16 protein-coding genes and 5 pseudogenes are annotated in these 18,347 nt (G+C 68.0%); 11 read left to right on the forward strand and 10 right to left on the reverse strand.

Features of this window, described 5'->3' with window-relative positions:
* The 6 genes and pseudogenes from VFR64_05685 to VFR64_05710 all read left to right on the forward strand — a co-directional run.
* On the forward strand, positions 1 to 901 hold a 901-nt coding region (locus tag VFR64_05685; GenBank protein ID HET9489228.1), incomplete at its 5' end, for an ornithine cyclodeaminase family protein.
* Between the two features lie 96 nt (positions 902 to 997).
* A pseudogene (locus VFR64_05690) lies at positions 998 to 1,408 on the forward strand (chromate resistance protein ChrB domain-containing protein).
* 6 nt (positions 1,409 to 1,414) lie between these two features.
* On the forward strand, positions 1,415 to 1,816 hold the full coding sequence (locus VFR64_05695) for a hypothetical protein (protein ID HET9489229.1): 402 nt from the start codon (positions 1,415 to 1,417) through the stop codon (positions 1,814 to 1,816).
* A 2-nt stretch (positions 1,817 to 1,818) separates the two neighbouring features.
* Entirely contained in the window at positions 1,819 to 2,760 is a 942-nt protein-coding gene (locus VFR64_05700; GenBank protein ID HET9489230.1) for a YncE family protein, read from the forward strand.
* Between the two features lie 50 nt (positions 2,761 to 2,810).
* Entirely contained in the window at positions 2,811 to 4,004 is a 1,194-nt protein-coding gene (gene chrA, locus VFR64_05705; GenBank protein HET9489231.1) for a chromate efflux transporter, read from the forward strand.
* A 120-nt stretch (positions 4,005 to 4,124) separates the two neighbouring features.
* On the forward strand, positions 4,125 to 4,595 hold the full coding sequence (locus VFR64_05710; GenBank protein HET9489232.1) for a hypothetical protein: 471 nt from the start codon (positions 4,125 to 4,127) through the stop codon (positions 4,593 to 4,595).
* A 15-nt stretch (positions 4,596 to 4,610) separates the two neighbouring features.
* Here the strand turns inward: VFR64_05710 and VFR64_05715 are convergent, their stop codons facing one another.
* Complete coding sequence (locus tag VFR64_05715) at positions 4,611 to 5,186, reverse strand: hypothetical protein (GenBank protein HET9489233.1); 576 nt, start codon at positions 5,184 to 5,186, stop codon at positions 4,611 to 4,613.
* A 112-nt stretch (positions 5,187 to 5,298) separates the two neighbouring features.
* Here VFR64_05715 and VFR64_05720 point away from each other — a divergent pair, with 112 nt between their 5' ends.
* Positions 5,299 to 6,237, forward strand: a complete 939-nt coding sequence (locus VFR64_05720; GenBank protein HET9489234.1) for a LysR family transcriptional regulator — start codon at positions 5,299 to 5,301, stop codon at positions 6,235 to 6,237.
* A 78-nt stretch (positions 6,238 to 6,315) separates the two neighbouring features.
* Here VFR64_05720 and VFR64_05725 read toward each other — a convergent pair whose 3' ends face one another.
* Positions 6,316 to 7,038: a PQQ-binding-like beta-propeller repeat protein gene (locus tag VFR64_05725; protein ID HET9489235.1), complete on the reverse strand. Its 723-nt coding sequence runs from the start codon at positions 7,036 to 7,038 to the stop codon at positions 6,316 to 6,318.
* A gap of 9 nt (positions 7,039 to 7,047) precedes the next feature.
* Complete coding sequence (locus VFR64_05730; GenBank protein HET9489236.1) at positions 7,048 to 8,268, reverse strand: HTH domain-containing protein; 1,221 nt, start codon at positions 8,266 to 8,268, stop codon at positions 7,048 to 7,050.
* Between the two features lie 182 nt (positions 8,269 to 8,450).
* Between VFR64_05730 and VFR64_05735 the strand changes: the two are divergent.
* Positions 8,451 to 8,846: pseudogene (locus VFR64_05735) on the forward strand (DUF899 family protein).
* A 289-nt stretch (positions 8,847 to 9,135) separates the two neighbouring features.
* On the opposite strand, the gene nrfD reads toward VFR64_05735, so the two are convergent.
* The 5 genes from nrfD to VFR64_05760 form a co-directional block, all read right to left on the reverse strand.
* Complete coding sequence (gene nrfD, locus VFR64_05740) at positions 9,136 to 10,362, reverse strand: NrfD/PsrC family molybdoenzyme membrane anchor subunit (protein ID HET9489237.1); 1,227 nt, start codon at positions 10,360 to 10,362, stop codon at positions 9,136 to 9,138.
* Between the two features lie 5 nt (positions 10,363 to 10,367).
* Positions 10,368 to 11,327 carry a 4Fe-4S dicluster domain-containing protein gene (locus VFR64_05745; GenBank protein HET9489238.1) on the reverse strand — a complete coding sequence of 320 codons (960 nt, stop codon included), beginning with the start codon at positions 11,325 to 11,327 and terminating at the stop codon, positions 10,368 to 10,370.
* On the reverse strand, positions 11,327 to 11,545 hold the full coding sequence (locus VFR64_05750; GenBank protein ID HET9489239.1) for a hypothetical protein: 219 nt from the start codon (positions 11,543 to 11,545) through the stop codon (positions 11,327 to 11,329). Before VFR64_05750 ends, VFR64_05745 begins: the two co-directional genes overlap by 1 nt.
* Positions 11,542 to 12,372: a hypothetical protein gene (locus tag VFR64_05755; GenBank protein HET9489240.1), complete on the reverse strand. Its 831-nt coding sequence runs from the start codon at positions 12,370 to 12,372 to the stop codon at positions 11,542 to 11,544. The genes VFR64_05750 and VFR64_05755 overlap by 4 nt, the downstream gene beginning before the upstream one ends.
* A 66-nt stretch (positions 12,373 to 12,438) precedes the next feature.
* Positions 12,439 to 13,494 carry an ethylbenzene dehydrogenase-related protein gene (locus tag VFR64_05760; GenBank protein HET9489241.1) on the reverse strand — a complete coding sequence of 352 codons (1,056 nt, stop codon included), beginning with the start codon at positions 13,492 to 13,494 and terminating at the stop codon, positions 12,439 to 12,441.
* Between the two features lie 390 nt (positions 13,495 to 13,884).
* Here VFR64_05760 and VFR64_05765 point away from each other — a divergent pair, with 390 nt between their 5' ends.
* Positions 13,885 to 15,150 (forward strand): citrate synthase, encoded by a 1,266-nt coding sequence (locus tag VFR64_05765; GenBank protein HET9489242.1) that lies wholly within the window; start codon positions 13,885 to 13,887, stop codon positions 15,148 to 15,150.
* 8 nt (positions 15,151 to 15,158) lie between these two features.
* Positions 15,159 to 15,614: pseudogene (locus tag VFR64_05770) on the forward strand (radical SAM protein).
* Between the two features lie 576 nt (positions 15,615 to 16,190).
* Here the strand turns inward: VFR64_05770 and VFR64_05775 are convergent.
* Positions 16,191 to 16,343: pseudogene (locus VFR64_05775) on the reverse strand (IclR family transcriptional regulator).
* Positions 16,344 to 16,487: 144 nt separating this feature from the next.
* Here VFR64_05775 and VFR64_05780 point away from each other — a divergent pair.
* A pseudogene (locus VFR64_05780) lies at positions 16,488 to 16,964 on the forward strand (acyl dehydratase).
* Between the two features lie 61 nt (positions 16,965 to 17,025).
* Here VFR64_05780 and VFR64_05785 read toward each other — a convergent pair.
* Positions 17,026 to 18,291: an MFS transporter gene (locus tag VFR64_05785; protein ID HET9489243.1), complete on the reverse strand. Its 1,266-nt coding sequence runs from the start codon at positions 18,289 to 18,291 to the stop codon at positions 17,026 to 17,028.
* Between the last annotated feature and the right edge of the window lie 56 nt (positions 18,292 to 18,347).

Below are 18,347 nucleotides of genomic sequence, written 5' to 3' on the forward strand. Positions count from 1 at the left end.
CCGCCTGCATGCCGAGGGCCGCACGCTGGCGCCAGGCGTGCTCGGTGTGCCCGCCGGTCGCGGCGGCTTCCACATCAAGGCGGCCGGGCTCGTCGGCGAGCGCAGCTACTTCGCCGCGAAGACGAATGCGAACTTCCCCGACAATTCCCGTTTCGGCTTACCGACGATCCGCGGCACCGTCGTGCTCGCGGAGGCGGAGACGGGAGAGCCGCTCGCGATGATGGATTCTGCGAGCGTGACGGCGTTGAGGACGGGGGCGGCGACGGCCGTGGCCGCGAAGTTCCTGGCGCGCGATCACGCCCGCACCGCGACCATCGTCGGATGTGGCGCTCAGGGGGAGATCCAGCTGGCCGCAATCGCCGCGGTGCTGCCGCTGCAGCACGTGTGGGTGTTCGACACCGTCGGCGTGCGCGCGGAGAGTCTCGCCACCCGGGCCCGAGCGGCTCTCCAGATCCACGTCGAGGCGGCCACAAAGCTTCATGCCGCCAGTCGCGAGTGTGACGTCTGCGTCACCTGTACACCATCGCGGCATTGGCTCGTGTCCCGCGACGACGTCGCGCCCGGCACGTTCATCGCGGCGGTCGGCGCCGACAGCTATGGCAAGCAGGAGCTGGAGCCGTCGCTCCTGGCCTCGTCGACGCTTGTCGTCGACGTCCTCGAGCAATGCGCGGAGATCGGTGAGCTGCAACACGCTCTTGCTGCGGGTCTGATGACCCGGGACCAGGTCCATGCCGAGCTCGCCGAGGTTGTCGTGGGCCGCCGGCCAGACAGGACGCGTGACGATGAGATCACCGTGTTCGACAGCACCGGCACCGCGCTGCAGGACGTGGCGGCCGCGATTGTGGTCTACGACAAGGCGAGGGCGATGGAGCGCGGGACCGAGGTGAACCTCGATGACTGAGTCAGGGGCCACACGGTGGCAGGGGAGCAGGACCGGCTCTTCGGTGAGGCGGGCCGCCTGGGCCTCCGTCGCCCTTCATGCCAACAGGAGAGTCAGATGAAATGGATTACGCGTGAGCGCGCGCGTGTCGACCGCATCGCCTGCCCGTGGCTGATCACCAGGTTCGTCGATCCACGGCCGGAGTTCGTGTTCGGCCCGTCGGGTGAGGTTCTCGGTGAGGCGAAGCGTCAGAATGCGATCCCGTACGACATCCCGAACGTCGAGCTCGGACACCACGGCCCGAAATGTTCGTTCGATGCCTTCATCGAGCGGTACGAGCTCGCCGATCCGGCGCTCGGCTTGCTTGCGCCCATCGTGCGTGGCGCCGACACGGATGACCGTGGTCTGAGGCCAGAGTCGGCGGGGCTGTATGCCGCGGCGACCGGCTTTCAGGCCACGAGCCGGGACGACTTCGAGAACATGGCGCGCCAGTTCCCGATGTACGACGCCCTCTATGCGTACTGTCAGACGCAAGTGCCGGCCGCACAGCAGGCCCGGGTCCTGTTCGTCTGCCTCCACGGCGCGGGGAAGAGCGTTGTGGCGGCCGCCCACTTCCGGCGCCTGGCGGCGGCGCGCGGGCTCACGATCGAGGCCGTCGCGGCCGGCACCGAACCGGGCGCGGAGCTGACACCGGCGGCGGTGAAAGGGCTCGCAGGCGAGGGGTTGCCGCCGAGACCTGCCCGGCCACGGCCGGTCACGCTGTACGACCTGGACAGCGCGGCGCGCGTGGTGAGCTTCGGCTGCGACACCCCGGCGAAGGGCCAGCGGATCGACCAGTGGGACGTCCCCGCCATCAGCGACGGATATGACGCGGCGCGTGACCGGATCGTGCGGAACGTCGAGCGGCTCGTCGCCGAGCTTGCGGAAGGACGTTGACGATGTCGCTGCGCCATCTCGGCTTCATCGACTTGCCCGCTCACGTGAAGGAGGGTGGTTTCGATCACGCGGCGGTCCACGAGCCGACAGGCCGCATCTACGTCGCTCACACCGCGAACGACGCGATCGACGTGATCGACGTGGAAGCGTGGAAGTGCATCGGGTCCATCCCCGGGCTGATCGCGGTGGCCGGCGCGCTGGTGTCCGCGTCGTCCGATCTCGTGATCACGTCGAATCGCGGCGAGGACACGGTCGGCTTCTTCCGGCCCGATGACCCCGCGTCCGTCGAGAAGATCGCCGTCGGCGTCCGGCCGAATGGTCTTGCGTATGATCCCGAACGCGGGCAGCTCCTGGTCGCCCACGTTGGAGATCCCGCCATTCCGGGATCCCGCACGGTGTCCATCATCGATGTTCGGGCGCGGAAGCCGACGGCCGACATCCCCGTTACAGGCCGTACCCGCTGGACCATCTACGACCCGATTGCCGAGACATTTCACGTCAACATCCTGGATCCGCCACAGATCGTCGTGGTTGGCATGAGCCACGCCGGCGTGGGCCACCCCGCCGGGATACGGCGTGTCGTGCCGATACCCCATGCCGGCCCGCACGGCCTGGACATTGACGTCGCGCGACGTCGGCTGTTCTGTGCCTGCGATGCGGGCGTGCTGCTCGAGGTGCATGCGGACTGCGGCGACGTCCTCGCGGCGGAAACCATCGCCGGCGTCCCCGACGTCGTGTTCTACAACGTCGCGCTGGGCCGAGTCTACGTGGCGATCGGTGATCCCGGCGTCATCGAGGTCTTCGACACGCTGCCGCTGAGGCGACACCAGACGATCGCGACGGAGGCGGGCGCGCATACGCTGTCGTTCGACGCCGCGCGCAACATCGTGTGCGCGTTTCTCCCGGCGAGCCATCGCGCGGCCGTGTACCGTGACGAGCCGTAACACCGCCTGTTGCGCTCGTCTCTTGTGCTGTCTCGAGGAGGGTGGGACTGATGTCAACGACAATGCCGCTCACGGCTCGACGCGTCGGCCTCGGGCAGTTCGTGCGCTATTTCCTGTATCTCGGCAGTCTCGGATTCGGTGGACCGGTGGCCCTCGCCGGTTTCATGCACCGGGACCTGGTCGAGAAGGAGCGGTGGGTGGCCGAGGAGGAGTACCAGCTCGCGCTGGCACTCGCCCAGATCATGCCCGGTCCCCTGGCCGCGCAGCTGGCGATCGCGCTGGGCTACTTCCAACACGGCATCGTCGGGGCCACAGCGGTCGGGCTCGCGTTCACCGTGCCCTCGTTCCTGATGGTCGTCGGCGTGTCCCTGGCCTACGTACGGTTCGGCGGGCTTTGGTGGATGCAGGCGCTCTTCTACGGGATCGGCGCCGCCGTGATCGCCATCATCGCGATCGCGGCCTACCGGCTCTCGCGCTCGACGAACAAGCGCGACCCCTTGCTGTGGGGGATCTTCGGCGCCTTGAGCATCGTCACGGTGGTGGCCCAGGCGGAACTGGCCGAGTTTTTCGTGCTAGCGGGACTGGCCGTCTTGTTCGTGCGCGTACGTCCGGGACGCCGCGAGGCGCTCATGGCCGGCGTCGGCGGCCTGGGCGTGGTGGCGGCGATCTGGCTCATCGAGCGATGGTTCCTCACCGTCGGGGTTGGCGGCGAGGACGTCTTGCTGCAGATCTTGCTGTTCTTCACAAAGGCGGGTGCATTCGTCTTCGGCAGCGGCCTCGCGATCGTTCCATTCCTCCAGCAGGGCGTGGTGCAACAGTTCGGGTGGCTGACCGACCATCAGTTCCTGGACGCGGTCGCGGTGGCGATGATCACGCCGGGCCCCGTCGTCATCACCGTGGTCTTCATCGGCTTTCTGGTGGCCGGACTCCTGGGCGCGATCGCGGCGGCCGTCGGCATCTTTCTCCCCGTGTATGTCTTCACGGTGGTGCCCGCGCCGTGGTTCAGCCGGAACCGCGACAACGTCCAGCTGAGGGCCTTCGTGCAGGGTGCGACCGCCGCCGCAACGGGCGCTCTGAGCGGCGCGGTCGTCGTGCTGGCGACGCGCGCGATTTACGACATCCCGACGGCAGGCATTGCGCTGGCCACCCTGGCCATCCTGTGGCGGTACAGGATCCCTGAGCCCATCGTCGTGCTGGCGGCAGCGGCGGCCGGCCTCGTGATCTGGCTCGGCCGGGGCGCGTGACATCCGGAACGTGGGGGCACTTGGGCTGGCTCGGTGTTTGGCTGGGTGTGGGTTGCCTGGGGCAACCTGGCCAGCCGATGAGCCCGATCCGTCATTCGCGACTCGGGGTACGATGTCGGCGTGAATGTGGACGGGCTCAAGGTCGTCGTGCGTGGGTCAGGGGACATCGGGTCGGCGGTCGCCCACCAACTCGTCCGAGAGGCGTGCGCCGTCGTGATCCAGGAAGACCCCACGCCGACGACCACGAGGCGCGGCATGGCCTTCACGGATGCCGTGTTCGACGGATGGACCAGCCTGGACGGGATCGACGCGATCCGAGCGCGAGACACCACTGACGTCCGGAGACTGCTCGCCGCGCGTGAGGCTATCCCGGTGTACGTCGGGGCGCTCGAGCCGCTCCTGAAGGAGGTTGCCCCTGCCGTCCTGGTGGATGCCCGGATGCGAAAGCACGAGGCGCCACAGGGTCAGTGCGGGCTGGCAGGCCTCACCATCGGCCTTGGGCCTGGTCGGGGTATCAGTGAGCGACCGCGCCGGATCGCGGACGGTGTGCTGAAGGCGATTCGCAAATGGGACGACCGCCCGCCGCGCTGAGGCGGAGTGAGCCGTTCACCTCGCCGAGGGCGTTCCCGCTCTAGCGCACTCGGCGCGCCAGCGCTCGTTCGCCTCGGCGAACCAGCGCCGGGCCCGCTCGATGTCGTAGGGACGCTCCTGTAGCGTCTCGGGGTCCCAGTCACTTCGAGGCATATGGAAAAAATCCCCGCCGTAGATGTGGATGGCTCCAGTGAAGTCGCGAAGCGGGTTCACGACCGAATGGATGACCGCTTGGCCGAGCACCGCGACATCCCCGCGGTCCAGTTGCCTTTCACCGACGGCAGCCAGCCCTCCGGGGGCGCGGCGATAGAACGTGTTGTCTTCGCGGCCCCCGTACAGCCCGATGATCGCCCACATCCGGTGGTCATGCGGGTAGGCCACCAGCCCCGGCGTCCAGATCACCTTGAGGATCGTGAGGTCGGGGGAATGGTGGAGGGTAACGATCTGTCCCTCCGGCGGAGTGCCGAGGGCCGCCTCCACCTCACCGGGATGGGCCACGGCGCGCTCGAGCAGTTCCTTGATGGCGAGCTCCGGGGAGTGCTCGGCGAGCGCGGCGCGACAGTCAGCGACGAAACGATCGACGTCGAACATGGCCGTTCCTCCTCGCGAAAGAATAGGTCGCTGGGGCCAACCCTAGCGGCGCGCTTGCCTCGTGTCCAATGCATTGCAAGGGCTATAATCCATGCCTGTTGGGCATGGCGTGATGGAGCTTCGCCATCTGCGCTACTTCGTCGCCGTTGCCGAGGCGGGGGCTTTCTCTCGCGCCTCGACCCGTCTCGGCATCACGCAGCCGGCGCTGTCCCGGCAAGTGCGCGACCTCGAGCTGGAGCTCGGCGTCCGGCTCTTCGAACGCACGGGGCGCCGCATCCAATTGACGAATCACGGCGAGGGACTCCTGTCGCGCAGTCGCGACCTCCTGACCGCCGCAGCACAGCTCGGTGAGCACGCGCAGGCCATGCGTGGGGGCCAGGCGGGTGTTCTTCGCATCGGCGCGTCGCCACAGGCGATCCAGAGCTTCCTGGCGCCGTTCCTGGCCCGGTACTTGAAACCACGGCCCCAGATCGAGGTCCATCTGCTCGAAGAAGGCGGTCTGCGGCTTCCCACCCTGGTCGAGCGGGGTGACGTCCACTTCGCCTTCGGAGTCCTTCGCGGCGAAGAGCCGCTCGAAGGGCGCTTGCTCTTCGCGGCACGAACGCTCGCCGTCGTGTCCTTGATACATCGTCTGAGACAACGCGCGATCGTCGACATCGCCGAGCTGCGAAATGAGCCGGTCTTGCTGTTACGCCAGGAATTTGGAACGCGCGATGCGTTCGACGCAGCATGCCGGCTCGCGCGGATACGACCTCGAATCGTCCTCGAGTCCGGCGACCCGCAGTCGCTCGTCGCGCTCGCCGAATCGGGCCGCGGAGTCGCGATCGTTCCGTCGACCGTTCTGTTCGCCGGGCGAAGGGTCCATGCGGCGCCGATCCTCCATGCCGGTACCTCCCTCGGCATCTGGGGCTCGATCATATGGGATCCACGCCGCTTCATGCCCGCCTATGCCAGGGCGTTCGTCGACGAGGTCACCGCGTACACCCGCCGCACGTATCCGGGCCGACAATTCGATCGGCGCGCGCCGCCCGTACCAAGGCCCGGATCGTAGTTCTCTCGCCTGCCCAAGTTCTTCAAGGTGGCGGAACGGTCTGCGTCGCAGCTCGCTGACGTAGCCGTAGTTGCCGTTTCATGCTGGACCCTTGGAAGGGTCTTGGAACGGTTGAACGTCAGCACGTCTCGCTAGTCGCCGGCCGGAGCCGCTGCCGGTCGCGGAGCGTCGTTTGGGCCGGCGGACGGTCCTCACCTTGCCGCTCCCGCCTCCTCCGCAGAAGAACAGATCGCCGCCATCGGACTCGAGCCCCGAAACGCCCACTCCGGGCGGCATCTCGAGCGTCTCTAGAACTTCTCCCGTTCGAGGATCGACTCGCCGCACATCGCTTTCGTCGCCGTCCCAGGTGCCGTGCCACAGCTCTCCGTCGATCCAGGTGACCCCGGTGACGAAGCGGTTGGACTCTATCGTCCGAAGAATCGCCCCTGTCTGGGGATCGATTTGGTAGATCTTCCGGTCCCGATACTGCCCCACCCAGAGCGTCCCTTCGGCCCACGTGAGCCCCGAGTCACCGCCGCCGCCGGGCGCCGGGATCGTGGCGAGCACACGCCCGGTCTTCGGGTCGATCTTCTGGATGCGATCCCCGGCGAGCTGAAACAGGTGCTGGCCGTCGAAGGCCGTTCCTGCACCCGCGGCGACATCGATCGAGCGCAGCGTCTTCCCACTCGCGGGATCGAAGGCGGTCAGCTTGTCTCCAGCCGCAACCCAGACGTTCTGACCGTCATACGTGACTCCATGCACCTGGTCGACACCCGAAAAGGGTCCATACTCACGGACGATCTCGGCGGTTGATCGGCCCATGCGGCCATCTTAGTCCGTCGGCAGAGGCGGGGGGAGTAACAAGGTGGTCGTGAATCCCGGCACGGGCGGGGTCATCCAACGACGCGCTCGCCCGCGACCGAACGACTGCACCTTGCCTGCCGCCTCGAGCGCGTCGAGCGCCCGCTGCACGGTGCGCTGGCTCGTTCCCAGCGCCAGGGCAAGGGCTGAGCTCGACCACGATTCCCCGTCGCCGAGGAAGGCGAGCACCTGCGCATGCTCCTCTTCGACGGGCGGGGCCAGGACGACCACCTCGCGTGCGCGGCGCGGCGCCAGCACGAACCCTCGCTTCGTCGCGCGCACGTCGGCCAGCGTCCGAAGCACCGCGCGAAGGCGCCCGACTTCGACGCGCAACCGCGCACGATGCGATTCATCGGCGAGGGTCGATCCGAATGCCCGGGCAACGAGCGCGTCCCTCGGTACGTCTCCCGGCCATGCTTCGCTCAGCGCGCGTGCGAGCGCGAACAACACCGGACGCGTTACCAGCGAGACCACCTTGCTCGCACAGCGCAGGACATGTCGGCAGGCGTCCACGATGAACGCTTTCGACGCCAGCAAGGCTTCGACCTCTTCGAGGAGCAGGGCTCGCTCCCCGCCATTCGCAATCAGGCGCGCAGCGGGCGTGTTCAGAACAAGGGATGCGCTTTCTACCTCCGCCGTCAGCGCAGGGATGCGTGCCCGGTGCGCTTCGCGCCTGGCCCGAGCGAGCGCAGCGCGCGCCACCTTCGTCCTGAGGCGTCGAATCGCGATCCCCATGACCACCAGCTCGTGGGCGGTCCGGGCCGCGGGAGGGAGGGGCGCGGGGTCGAGCTCGTCGAGCGCATGCTCGGCCTCGTCGACGCGACCGATCAGGAGGAGGCGTCGGACCTCGAGATACCGCGCATACGCGGCGTTCACGCGGTCGCCGTGCTCCTGGAGCGTCGTCCGCGCCGCGTCGAGCGCCTTCGCAGACCAGCCGAGGTCGCGCGAGACGAGCGCGATCTCGGCCTCGGCGACGAGGCACCTCGCGCGGGCCACGGCCTCGTTCGTCCCAAAGGCGCGCGCAGCACGTCGCAGGAGAGCCTTCGCTCGAACGAGATCGCCGAGCTGCGCCATCGCCATGCCTCGAAGCGCGAGAGCAGGCGCGTCGTCGCGCAGGGCGATCCGCTTCAAGGCGCCCAGGGGATCACCTGCCGCCAGTGCACGCGCCGCGGCAGTGATCAGCGAGTCCATGGGAATCCCGTCACACTTGTAACTCCCACCGTTCGCTACCTGGCGCTAAATCTACCTCATGACCAGCAACGAGCGATGGGCGGCGAACGGAAGCGTGAACTGGTGCCGGCGGAGAAGGTGGACCGAACGCGGGGCGGAAGGGCACGCACGGTGAAGGATACCCGGGGAAGGAGAGAAAGGCGATGACGAAGGACGGAACCGGGACACGGAAATAGTGGCTCGCAGCGCGGCTCGAGCTGCTCGAGGCGGAGAAGGAGCTCACCCGGCGCGGCGACGAGCTGGCGCGGCGGCGGCAGGAGCTGCCGTGGGGACGGATCGACAAGGAGTACCGATTCGAGACGGACGAGGGGAGCGCCTCGCTGGCAGCACGCTTCCGAGGGCGCTCGCAGCTCCTCGTCTACCACTTCATGTTCGGGCCTGACTACACGGCGGGGTGTCCGGCCTGCTCGGCGATCGCGGACGGGTTCGACGGCTTCGTCGTCCACCTGGCCAACCACGACGTCATGCTTGGGGCGGTGTCGCGGGCGCCGCTCACGAAGCTGCAGGCATACAAGGGGCGGATGGGGTGGACGTTTCCAATGCCTCCTGCCACCGACCGTGCGCGAGCGCCGCCCTGCCCTTCTGCAGCGCGGCCTGGGTCGGGCCCGCACCTCTCGCGTGCGATGGACGTGGCCAGCCCCGGACAAGCGAAGGGCGGTGCCGGGGGCTCGCATCGGGGTGCGGGCCCGCCGTGGGCGTCGGGCCGACGACGTATTCGCGCTTGGGCGGCCTTCGGCGCGCGCCGCGGGGGCGCGCGCCTAGGTCAGGAGCAGGATCGCGAGCGAGACGCTGACCTGCATCACGCGGGCGACGCGCTCCGACCGGGCCTCACTGCGCCACACCTGTTCCGCGGCGGCTAGAGAGGACGCCGAGCTCGATTGGGATCGCCACCTTCGCGAGCAGCGTGAAGACCAGCATCCCGAGGGCCCAGATCCCAAGCGAGACGAACACCTCTGCCCAGGACGGCGTGTACTCGAACACCTCACCGAGCGGCGTCGGCACGAAGCCCGGGATGACGAGTCCCATTCCCTTCTCGATCCAGACGCCGACGATGGCGAGGACGCAGGCGATGCTCGCGGCGGCCCGGCGTCTCCGCAGCGGATGCAGGGTGAGAATCGTCGCGGCCACGACCTGCAAGACGATGGCGCTCCAGATCCATGGCACGAGCCGGTTGGCGCCGTCCAGTCCCAGGTACAGGTACGTGGCCGCGGTGACCTCCTCGGTGCGGAAGTAGAAATCGGTAAAGAGCTCGGCGCCCAGGAGAAACAGGTTGATCTGGAGCGCCACCGTGGCCATGAGCGTCATCAGCTGGATCACGGACGCCTGGATCTTGAACGGCGTCTGACGGACGATGACCTGCAAGGCCAGCACGATCAAGGCTGGCCCCGACGTGAACGCCGAGGCCAGGAACCGGGGTCCGAGCACCGCAGTGTGCCAGTACGGGCGGGCCACGTTCGAGGAGAAGAGAAACGCCGTCACCGTATGGATCGAGATCGCCCAGGCGATGGAGACCAGGATCGCCGGAAAGTACACGTTGAGGCGCGGCTCGCGCCCCTGATAGCGGTTGAAGAGCATGTAGAACGGAATCGTGACGCTGAGCAGGAGATAGCCGCCGAGAACGACGACGTCCCACGCCAGCAGGGACTCCGGGAAATGCAGCCGTCCGAGCAGGGGGATCATGTGCCACATCCGCTCGGGCCGTCCCAGGTCCACTACGACGAAGAGGATCGACATGATCACCGCGGCGACGGCGATGCCCTCGCCGATCAGCACCACGTGCTTGACGTCCTCGCGGTGGAACACGTAGGCGGGGATCACCAGCATCACCGCGGCGGCGGCGATGCCCACCAGGTACGTGAAATTGGCGATGTACACGCCCCACGACACCTGATCGCTCATGCCCGACGTGATCAGCCCCTGGTCCAGCTGACGCGCGTAGAACAGGAGGCCGGTGAGAATCACGACGCCCAGAGCACCGACCCAGGTCCAGTAGACGCGGCCGCCCCGGAACACTTCTCTCACCCCATCGGCGAAGAACGCGGTGACGGCGCGCATGGCCCTCAGTCCGCGAAATACCAGAACTTGGGTTCGGTACCGAGATCTTCCTTGAGCCGGAAGACCGTCTTGTTCTCGAGCACGTACCGGATGTCGCTGTTGGGATCGAGCAGGTTGCCGAAGATGCGCGCGCCGGTCGGACAGGCCTCCACGCACGCCGGCTGGCGTCCCTTGCGCGAGCGCTGGATGCAGAACGTGCACTTCTCGACCACGCCCCGCGGCCGGGGCCGGTTTCCCAGGAAGTGGGTGTCCGTGTTGAGGGCCTCCGCGGGCACGGTCGGCTCGTTCCAGTTGAAGTGGCGCGCCCAGTAGGGACAGGCGGCCATGCAGTAGCGGCAGCCGATGCACCAGTCATAGTCGACGACGGTGATGCCATCCGGCTCCTGCCATGTCGCCTCCACCGGGCACGCCTTGACGCAGGGCGGGTTATCGCACTGCATGCACTGGACGGGGAGGTAGAACTTGCCGGGGCGGGGGACGGTCTCAGCCTCGTAGTAGTGGTCGGCGCGGTTCAGGTTCATGTCCCCGTGGTCGAGCTCGAGAACCCGGATGTACTGCATCGACGAGTCACGGCCGGTGTTGTTCTCTGCGACGCAGGCCTCCACGCACTTCCGCACACCCTTGCACTTGGAGATGTTGAGGGCGTAGCCGAAGACGACCCCATCCAACGCCGGTTCGGTTCCAACGGTGATGTCCTCTCCGTACTGGCGCTTGGCCCGGCGCTCGATGCGGGCGACGGCCTCCTTCACCTCGTCAGAGCTCATCCTCTGATAGTGCTTCTGGAAGAGCCGTCCGAGCATGTCGGACAGCGGCTCGGCATCCGCTCCGGCCGCCTTCGCGGCCTGGGCGAGCGCCGACCGCCCGCCGAACAGCGCGGCGACGGCGCCCACGAGCGCGCCCAGCCCCAGCACCAGACGACGGGTGACACCGAAGGTGCGCGAGCCGAACCCGGGGTGCTCGGCCATCAGCGTGCCCGTCTCTTGGCGCGAATGCGGCCCAGCGCCTGCCTCACCTCCGCGCGGCTCATCTTGCGCAGGTCCCGCACTGACACGTCGCGGGTCGCCGGCCGCGCGGCCGCTACGGCCGCCGCACCCGGGGCCACGGCGGCCCCGGTCCCGAGCAGCGCCGCAGCGCGCCCGGGCACCCCCCGGGTGAAGAAGTCGCGCCGACTGAGATCTGTCATCGGGGCTTTCCCTTCTCGTCGCCCAGCCGCTCCCAGATCTTCGGAATCGGGGCCCGTGGCAGAGGCTGCCGGCTGAGGCCGCTCCGGACCTTGGGTGGCGGGCTCGGCTCGAACGGCTTGATCGATGGCGAATGCGGGTTGTGGCACTCGGTGCAATTGAGGATCACGCGCTCCCCACCCCACCGCCCGATCTGGCTGCGATCCTCGACCTTCAGCTCCTCGGCGACCGCCGGGATCTTCCGTTGATCCTCCCAGGCTCCCTGGCGCTTGCCGTGGCCGCCGAAGAACCAGTCCAGGCGCTGGTAGTGGCACTGCCCGCACAGCTTGTAGGACTCATCGTAGGGAATTCGGCTGCCGCGTATCGACACCAGGTTGTCGATGTCGGTCCCCTTGTGGCAGGCGTCGTAGCACCAGAAGCGGCCCCCGCCGTGCTCGAAGGTCAGGTTCGTGTGCTCGTCGACCAACTCGCGCACGCGGCGGTCCACGAACTTGTTGTCGTGGCATTTGGTGCAGGGGAAGTTCCGTATCCGATCCTGCCGCGGGACGACCGTGAAGGAGGGCGCATCGCCCGTCGTCTGTCCCCGCGCGGTTGCACCCCGGACCGGCTTGCGGCTCTCCATGAGACGGGCGAGCGCCTCATCGGCCTCCTGGCGGGTCTGGCGCTTCGAAGCGCTGGCGGCGGGCGCGGTTGCCGGAGTCACCGGCCCCGGGGTGTCCGCCGCCCACGAGACGCTCGGCGCCGGGGTCGACGACCGCAACGCCGAGAGGGCCGCCGCGACGCACAGCGACAGCACGAAGCACCGCCAGTATCGAGCCCCAGGCCTCATCGAACCCACCCGTTCCTTTCCTCGAAGGGCCCCTCGGCGCGAGGGGCCCCTCGCCGGGAAGCCCGATCACTTGAAGGTGAGCCGGTGCACACCCTCGTGGTAGAGGTGATTGATCGCCGTGTTGTCGAACACCGACAGTCCGAAGTGGTACGGCTTCTTGAGGTCGCTGAACTGCACGTCCTGCTCTTTGGCCTTGTCTCCGCTCGTGACGAGCTTGCGCTTCATCTCCAGCGTCCAGGCGCCGTTTTTCCACACGCCCTTGGCCGCAATGTCACCGCGCGAGCCGTCGAAGGGGGCGATGACGATGCCGGCGACCACGTCACCGGGCTTGAACGTGTCGACGAAGTCCGTCTTCTGCTCGTCGAGGATCCAGTACTTGTTCGCGGCCGGCGTCTTGCTCATCCACGTGGGGCCGCTCTTGTCCTTCTTGACGTTGTCGACGTACCCCCCGCCTGTCTTGGCGTCGGTCCTCCGGCCCCAGTTGGCGTTCTTCGCCGGGTCCTTGGTGTTGTCCACGTACTGGTCATCGACCTGGCCGACCGGGTTCGTCCGGACGGCCTTCCAGTGCCACATGTCGATGGTCTCGCCGCCAGCGTCGGTGTACTTGCGGCCCGGGGACTTGTCCTCGATGCCGGCGATCTTGCCGCCGCGCGCCTTGTGGCAGGCGACGTCGCACCCCTTCTTGTCGAATCCCTTGGCGCTGATGTTCCAGAACACGGCAAGCTTGTCTTCGTAGTAGGTGTTCTCGTGCCCCGTGCGGTCCTGGGCGGCGAGCTTCTTCCACTTACCGTCGGGCTGCTTCACCCAGGGTCCGCGCTCGAGACTCTCAGTCGGGTCGGCCCATTGCACAAGGAAGTAGATGTTCTCGGCGTCGTACATCGATTTCATCGTCACGTTGCTCTTGGTAATGCCCTTGTAGTTCTCTGGCTTGTAGGACGTCTGGTCCACGGTGAACTTGTACGCGGGAACCTTGTCCCAGGCCGCGTCGGCCACTCCGTCGATGGTCGGCGCCTTGTCGGTCTTGACGCTGACCAGCGACTTCTGGGCCAGGGCCGGAGTCGCGGTCAGCATGAGGAACAACAGGGCCGTTGTCCCGGCTGACGTCATTGCGCGCGTTCGCATCGGTGCCCCCTTTCCGCCGACCGTGATGGCGCCGGCTGCTTGTGAACCGGCGCTGGGTGCAAGCCATGTACCTGATCGGCGTGTCCGAACTGTTTGGGTCGGACAGGCAGGATTTGGCGGCGATTCCAGGCGACTCGGGCCGCAAGATCGCTCGGGATAGGCTGGGGTGATCGCGCCCCGGTGGGGCCCCAACGCCCCGCATCGCGCGGCCCAACACCCGCGTTTGGCCCGTCCACCTCCCACGACGGACTTCGTCCAAATCGTGACTTTTCGATGAGAATGCCAACGACGGGCTGGGGCCAAAGCTGGCCCGGGCGAGTGGCACAGTCCTTGCCCGCAGCTCTGCCGTCGAGGTGCGGCGCACGGCACGGTGAAAGCGGAGGGCACGCCATGACGAACACTGTGACCATCATCGATAACCGCACCGGACGGACCTGCGAGCTACCGATCGTCGAGGGGGCGCTGCGTGCGACGGACTTGCAACGGCTCGGTCTGCTGTCGTACGACCCCGCCTTCATGAATACTGCCTCGACGCGCAGCGCCATCACCTTCATCGACGGCGACAAGGGCATTCTGTGGTACCGCGGCTATCCGATCGAGCAGCTCGCCGAACGCGCTTCCTTTTTCGAAGTCGCCTTCCTCCTCATTCAGGGGGAATTGCCGACGGCCCGGCAGCTCGAGGACTGGACGTGGCAGATCACGCACCACACGTGGGTGCACGAGAACGTCAAGAAGTTCATGGACGGTTTCCATCCCGACGCGCATCCGATGAGCATGTTGATCTCGTCGGTGGCTGCTCTCGGCACCTTCTATCCCGACGCCAGGCTCTACCGCGATCCCGGGCATCGCATGCTGCAGATCTACCGGCTCATCGCCAAGGTGCCGACCCTGGCGGCCTTTGCGTTCCGGCACACGCTCGGGCGGCCGTACGTCTACCCGGACAACGACCTCACGTACGCGGGCAACTTTCTTAGCATGGTGTGGAGGATGACCGAGCTGAAGTACAAGCCGGAGCCCGCACTGGAGCGCGCGCTCGACGTGCTCTTCGTCCTGCACGCCGACCACGAGCAGAACTGCTCGACCAACGCCATGCGGAGTGTCGGCTCCTCCGGCGTCGATCCCTATTCGGCGGTGGCCGCGGCCGCGGCGGCCCTCTATGGGCCGCTCCATGGCGGCGCCAACGAGGCTGTGCTGCGCATGCTGCGCGAGATCGGCAGCCCGGCCCGCATCGGAGAGTTCATCGGCCGGGTGAAGAAGGGCGAGGCCAGGCTGATGGGCTTCGGCCACCGCGTGTACAAGAACTACGATCCACGCGCCAGGATCATCAAGCGGGTGGCCGACGAGGTCTTCGCGGCAACACAGCCGAGTCCGCTGCTGCCGGTCGCGCTGGAGCTGGAGCGGATCGCGCTCGAGGACGACTACTTCGTCACGCGCCGGCTCTACCCGAACGTGGACTTCTACACCGGGCTCATCTACGAGGCCATGGGCTTCCCGGTCGAGATGTTTCCAGTGCTGTTCGCGATCCCGCGCACGGCCGGGTGGTTGGCCCAGTGGCAGGAAATGCTCGGCGACGTCGAACAGAAGATCGCGCGCCCACGCCAGCTCTACGTCGGTCCTCCGCGTCGAGACTTCGTCCCGCCCGGAGCGCGCCGATGAAGACCAGCATGTACGCCAGCGCGCCCGCGCGCGTGTACTGGGAGCTCACGCGTGCGTGCGACCTGGCGTGCCGCCACTGCCGCGCGGAGGCGTACCGCGAGCGCGCCCCCGACGAGCTCACCACGACGGAGTGCGAGCGCGTGCTCGACGCGCTCGCACAGTCGGCCGCTCCGAAGCCGCATCTGATCTTCACCGGAGGCGACCCGCTCAAGCGCCCGGATCTCGTGATGCTGGTGCGAGCGGCGGTGGCGCGCGGGTTCGCCGTGTCGGTGGCCCCGAGTGCGACCGCCGGGATCACCGGCGCGGTCGTCCGCGAGCTGAAGGGCGCCGGGGTGAGCGCAATGTCCCTGAGCCTGGACGGACCGAGCGCCGCGCATCACGATGCCCTGCGGGGGGTGCTGGGCTGCTTCGGCTGGACGCTCTCGGCGGGACAGCGTATCGTCGGGGCCGGCATCCCGCTGCAAATCAACACCTTGGTGACCGCGGACACCGAACCCCTGCTGGAGGACACCGTCAAGGTGGTGGTTGGCCTGGGGGCCGCCCGCTGGAGCCTGTTCTTCCTGGTGACCGTCGGCCGGGGCCGAGCCTTGACGCCGGTGGATTCGGTGACATGCGAGCGACGCCTGCGGTGGTTGGCCGCCAACGCCGAGCGCTGGCCGTTCGTGGCCAGCACGACGGAGGCCCCCCACTATCGTCGCGTCCTCATCCAGCGTATGCGTGCCGCCGGGAAAGGCACCGTGGATATTCCGACGAGCGGACGCGGCTGGGGCATCCGCGACGGCAACGGCATCATGTTCATCTCCGCGGGCGGCGACGTGATGCCGTCGGGGTTCCTGCCCCTCGCTGCAGGCAACGTCCGCCAAGTCAGCCCGCTCGACGTGTACCGCGACGCGCCGATCTTCCGCGCACTGCGCACACCCTCGCTTCTCCGAGGTCGCTGCGGCGCATGCGAATTTCGCATCCTGTGCGGCGGCTCTCGGGCGCGTGCCTGGGCTGCCAGCGGTGATGCGTTCGGGGAGGACCCGTTGTGCGGGTGGGCCGAGGCGCCAGCGCTTCGTCCCGGCGTCGAACGCGACGAGCTCCTCGGCGGCGAGAGCGCGCAAGATGTGCAGGCACGTGCTCGGCACGAGCTCGCGCGCGGCCTCGCGCCGGCCAAGCAGGCGCAGGATCGCGATCGCTCGTATTGACAACATACCGGCAGCCGTGGTCCGATCACGCCGCGGTAGCGCGCATCGAAGAGGCTGACGGACTAGGCGACCGCTTCTTCTGTCCCTCGTCGGCGGCGTGGGGACACGACCTTCGGACGCCGAGCTCGAGGCGCACTTTGCGCTCTACCGAACGAGGAAGTACGCGGCGCGCTGCCGCGTCGCTGGAAGCGACGTGCGCGAGGGCCAGGGGGCCGCCGACGATGGCGAAGGGGCCGATGACGGTCACCGGCTTCATCGCGTACGCGCAGGGGTGGGGAGGCCTGTACATCCGAGCGAAGAAGCTCGCGTGGAAGCAGATCCACCGTCATCCCGGGCTCGGCATCAGGAACCGGTTCGGCATTCCGGACTGTCCCGAGCGCGTGCACTGGGAGAGCGAGGTAGCGACGATGGTCGGGGCCCCGGGCCCGTACGACTGGCTTCCTGCGCCACGCGCAGTGCAAGGTCGGCCGGCACAACCCTGAAGGCGATACGCTGCGTATCGACGGCACCGTGAAGCGCAAGGTCGCGGAGGACGGACGGCACCTCGTGGAGATCGAGCAGGAAGGCAGGAACCGGGACAGCGAGCTGTCGGTCGTCGGCAGTGGCCTCGTGGAGCTGCCGGAATGATGATCCCCGTGGTCCAGCACGGACGAGGACCCGCGATGAAGCGGCCGCGCCAGCGATCAGGTCACAACGGCTGGCCGGCGGCTTCCACGGCGGCGACTCGCGCGCGGGCGCGGCTGACGCGCCAGTAGAGGGCACCCAGGATGACGAGGTTGACGAGGCCGCTCAGCACGGCGTGAAAGTACGAGTGCGTGTAGCCGCCCGTGAGGTCGAACACGTGCCCGCCGTGCCAGCCGCCCAGTCCCATGCCGAACCAGGCGAACATCACAACCACGGCCAGCGACGTGGCGGCCAACCGCGGAGGAACCATCTCGCGGACGCAGACCCAGACCGACGTCATGACGCCGCTGAACCCGAGGCCGAAGAGGGCGCTGAGCAGGTAGAGCAGCGGCAGCGACTCCACGCGAGTAAACCAGAAGACGAGCGCCGTCTGCAGGGCCGAGGCGAGGAAGTAGGAGCGGAGCCCGCCGAGGTAATCGGTGAGCCGGCCCAGGAAGATCCGTCCGAGCACCCCCGAGCCCATGATGACGACGAAGATGCGTGCCGCCTCGGCGTACGGCAGGCCCCGGTCCGTCAGCATCGCGACCGTGTGGACGATCGGGATGGACATCGTGGTGCAGCAGAAGACGGCAGCCGCGCTCAGCCACGCCACCACGACGGGGGCGGGCAGTGGGAGCTCGTCCTGGCTGCCGCCGCGCGTTGCCGGCTCGCCGGCCGCGAGCAGCGGCGGCGTCCGCACCAGGAGCGCCAGCGGCACCGCGAACAGCGCGTAGAGGATCGCGAGGGTCAGGTAGGCAGTGCGCCAGCCGTAAGCCTCCACGACGTGGGCGGCCAGGAACGCCACGAGCGCCTGGCCCAGTGGGCCGCCCGAGGACAGGATGCCGAGCGCGAGGCCCTTCCGGCGGACGAACCAGAGGCCGACGTTCGCGATGATCGGCACGTTCACGGCGGCGAAGCCGAAGCCGCCGAGCGCCATGTAGAGCACGTAGAACTGCGAGAGCGACGCGAGCCACGAGAGCAGCAGCAGCGCCGTCGGCTGCGCCAGCACGCCGACGAGCACCACCGGGCGCGTTCCGTACCGGTCGGCCACGCGCCCCCAGAAGACGCCGGCGACGCCGATGGTGACGGCCGCGGTCGTGTAGGAGAGGGCGGTGGCGCCACGCGGCCAGCCGAACTCCTCGGAGAGCGGCTTGAGGAAGACCGAAAGGCTCGAGAGGGCGCCGAGATTGAGCGCCACCAGGACGGTGCCGAGCGCCAGCATCACCCAGGCATAGCCCGTATCCGGGGCTGCGGCCTCCGTGTCGCTCCAGTATGGCCGTCGTGATCGCATGGTCACGGCCAGCATCGTGCCCGGAATCCGGCGGTCGGTCCAGTCCCCGGACCGGG

Source organism: Candidatus Methylomirabilota bacterium (assembly GCA_035709005.1).
Classification (GTDB): Bacteria; Methylomirabilota; Methylomirabilia; order Rokubacteriales; family CSP1-6; genus 40CM-4-69-5.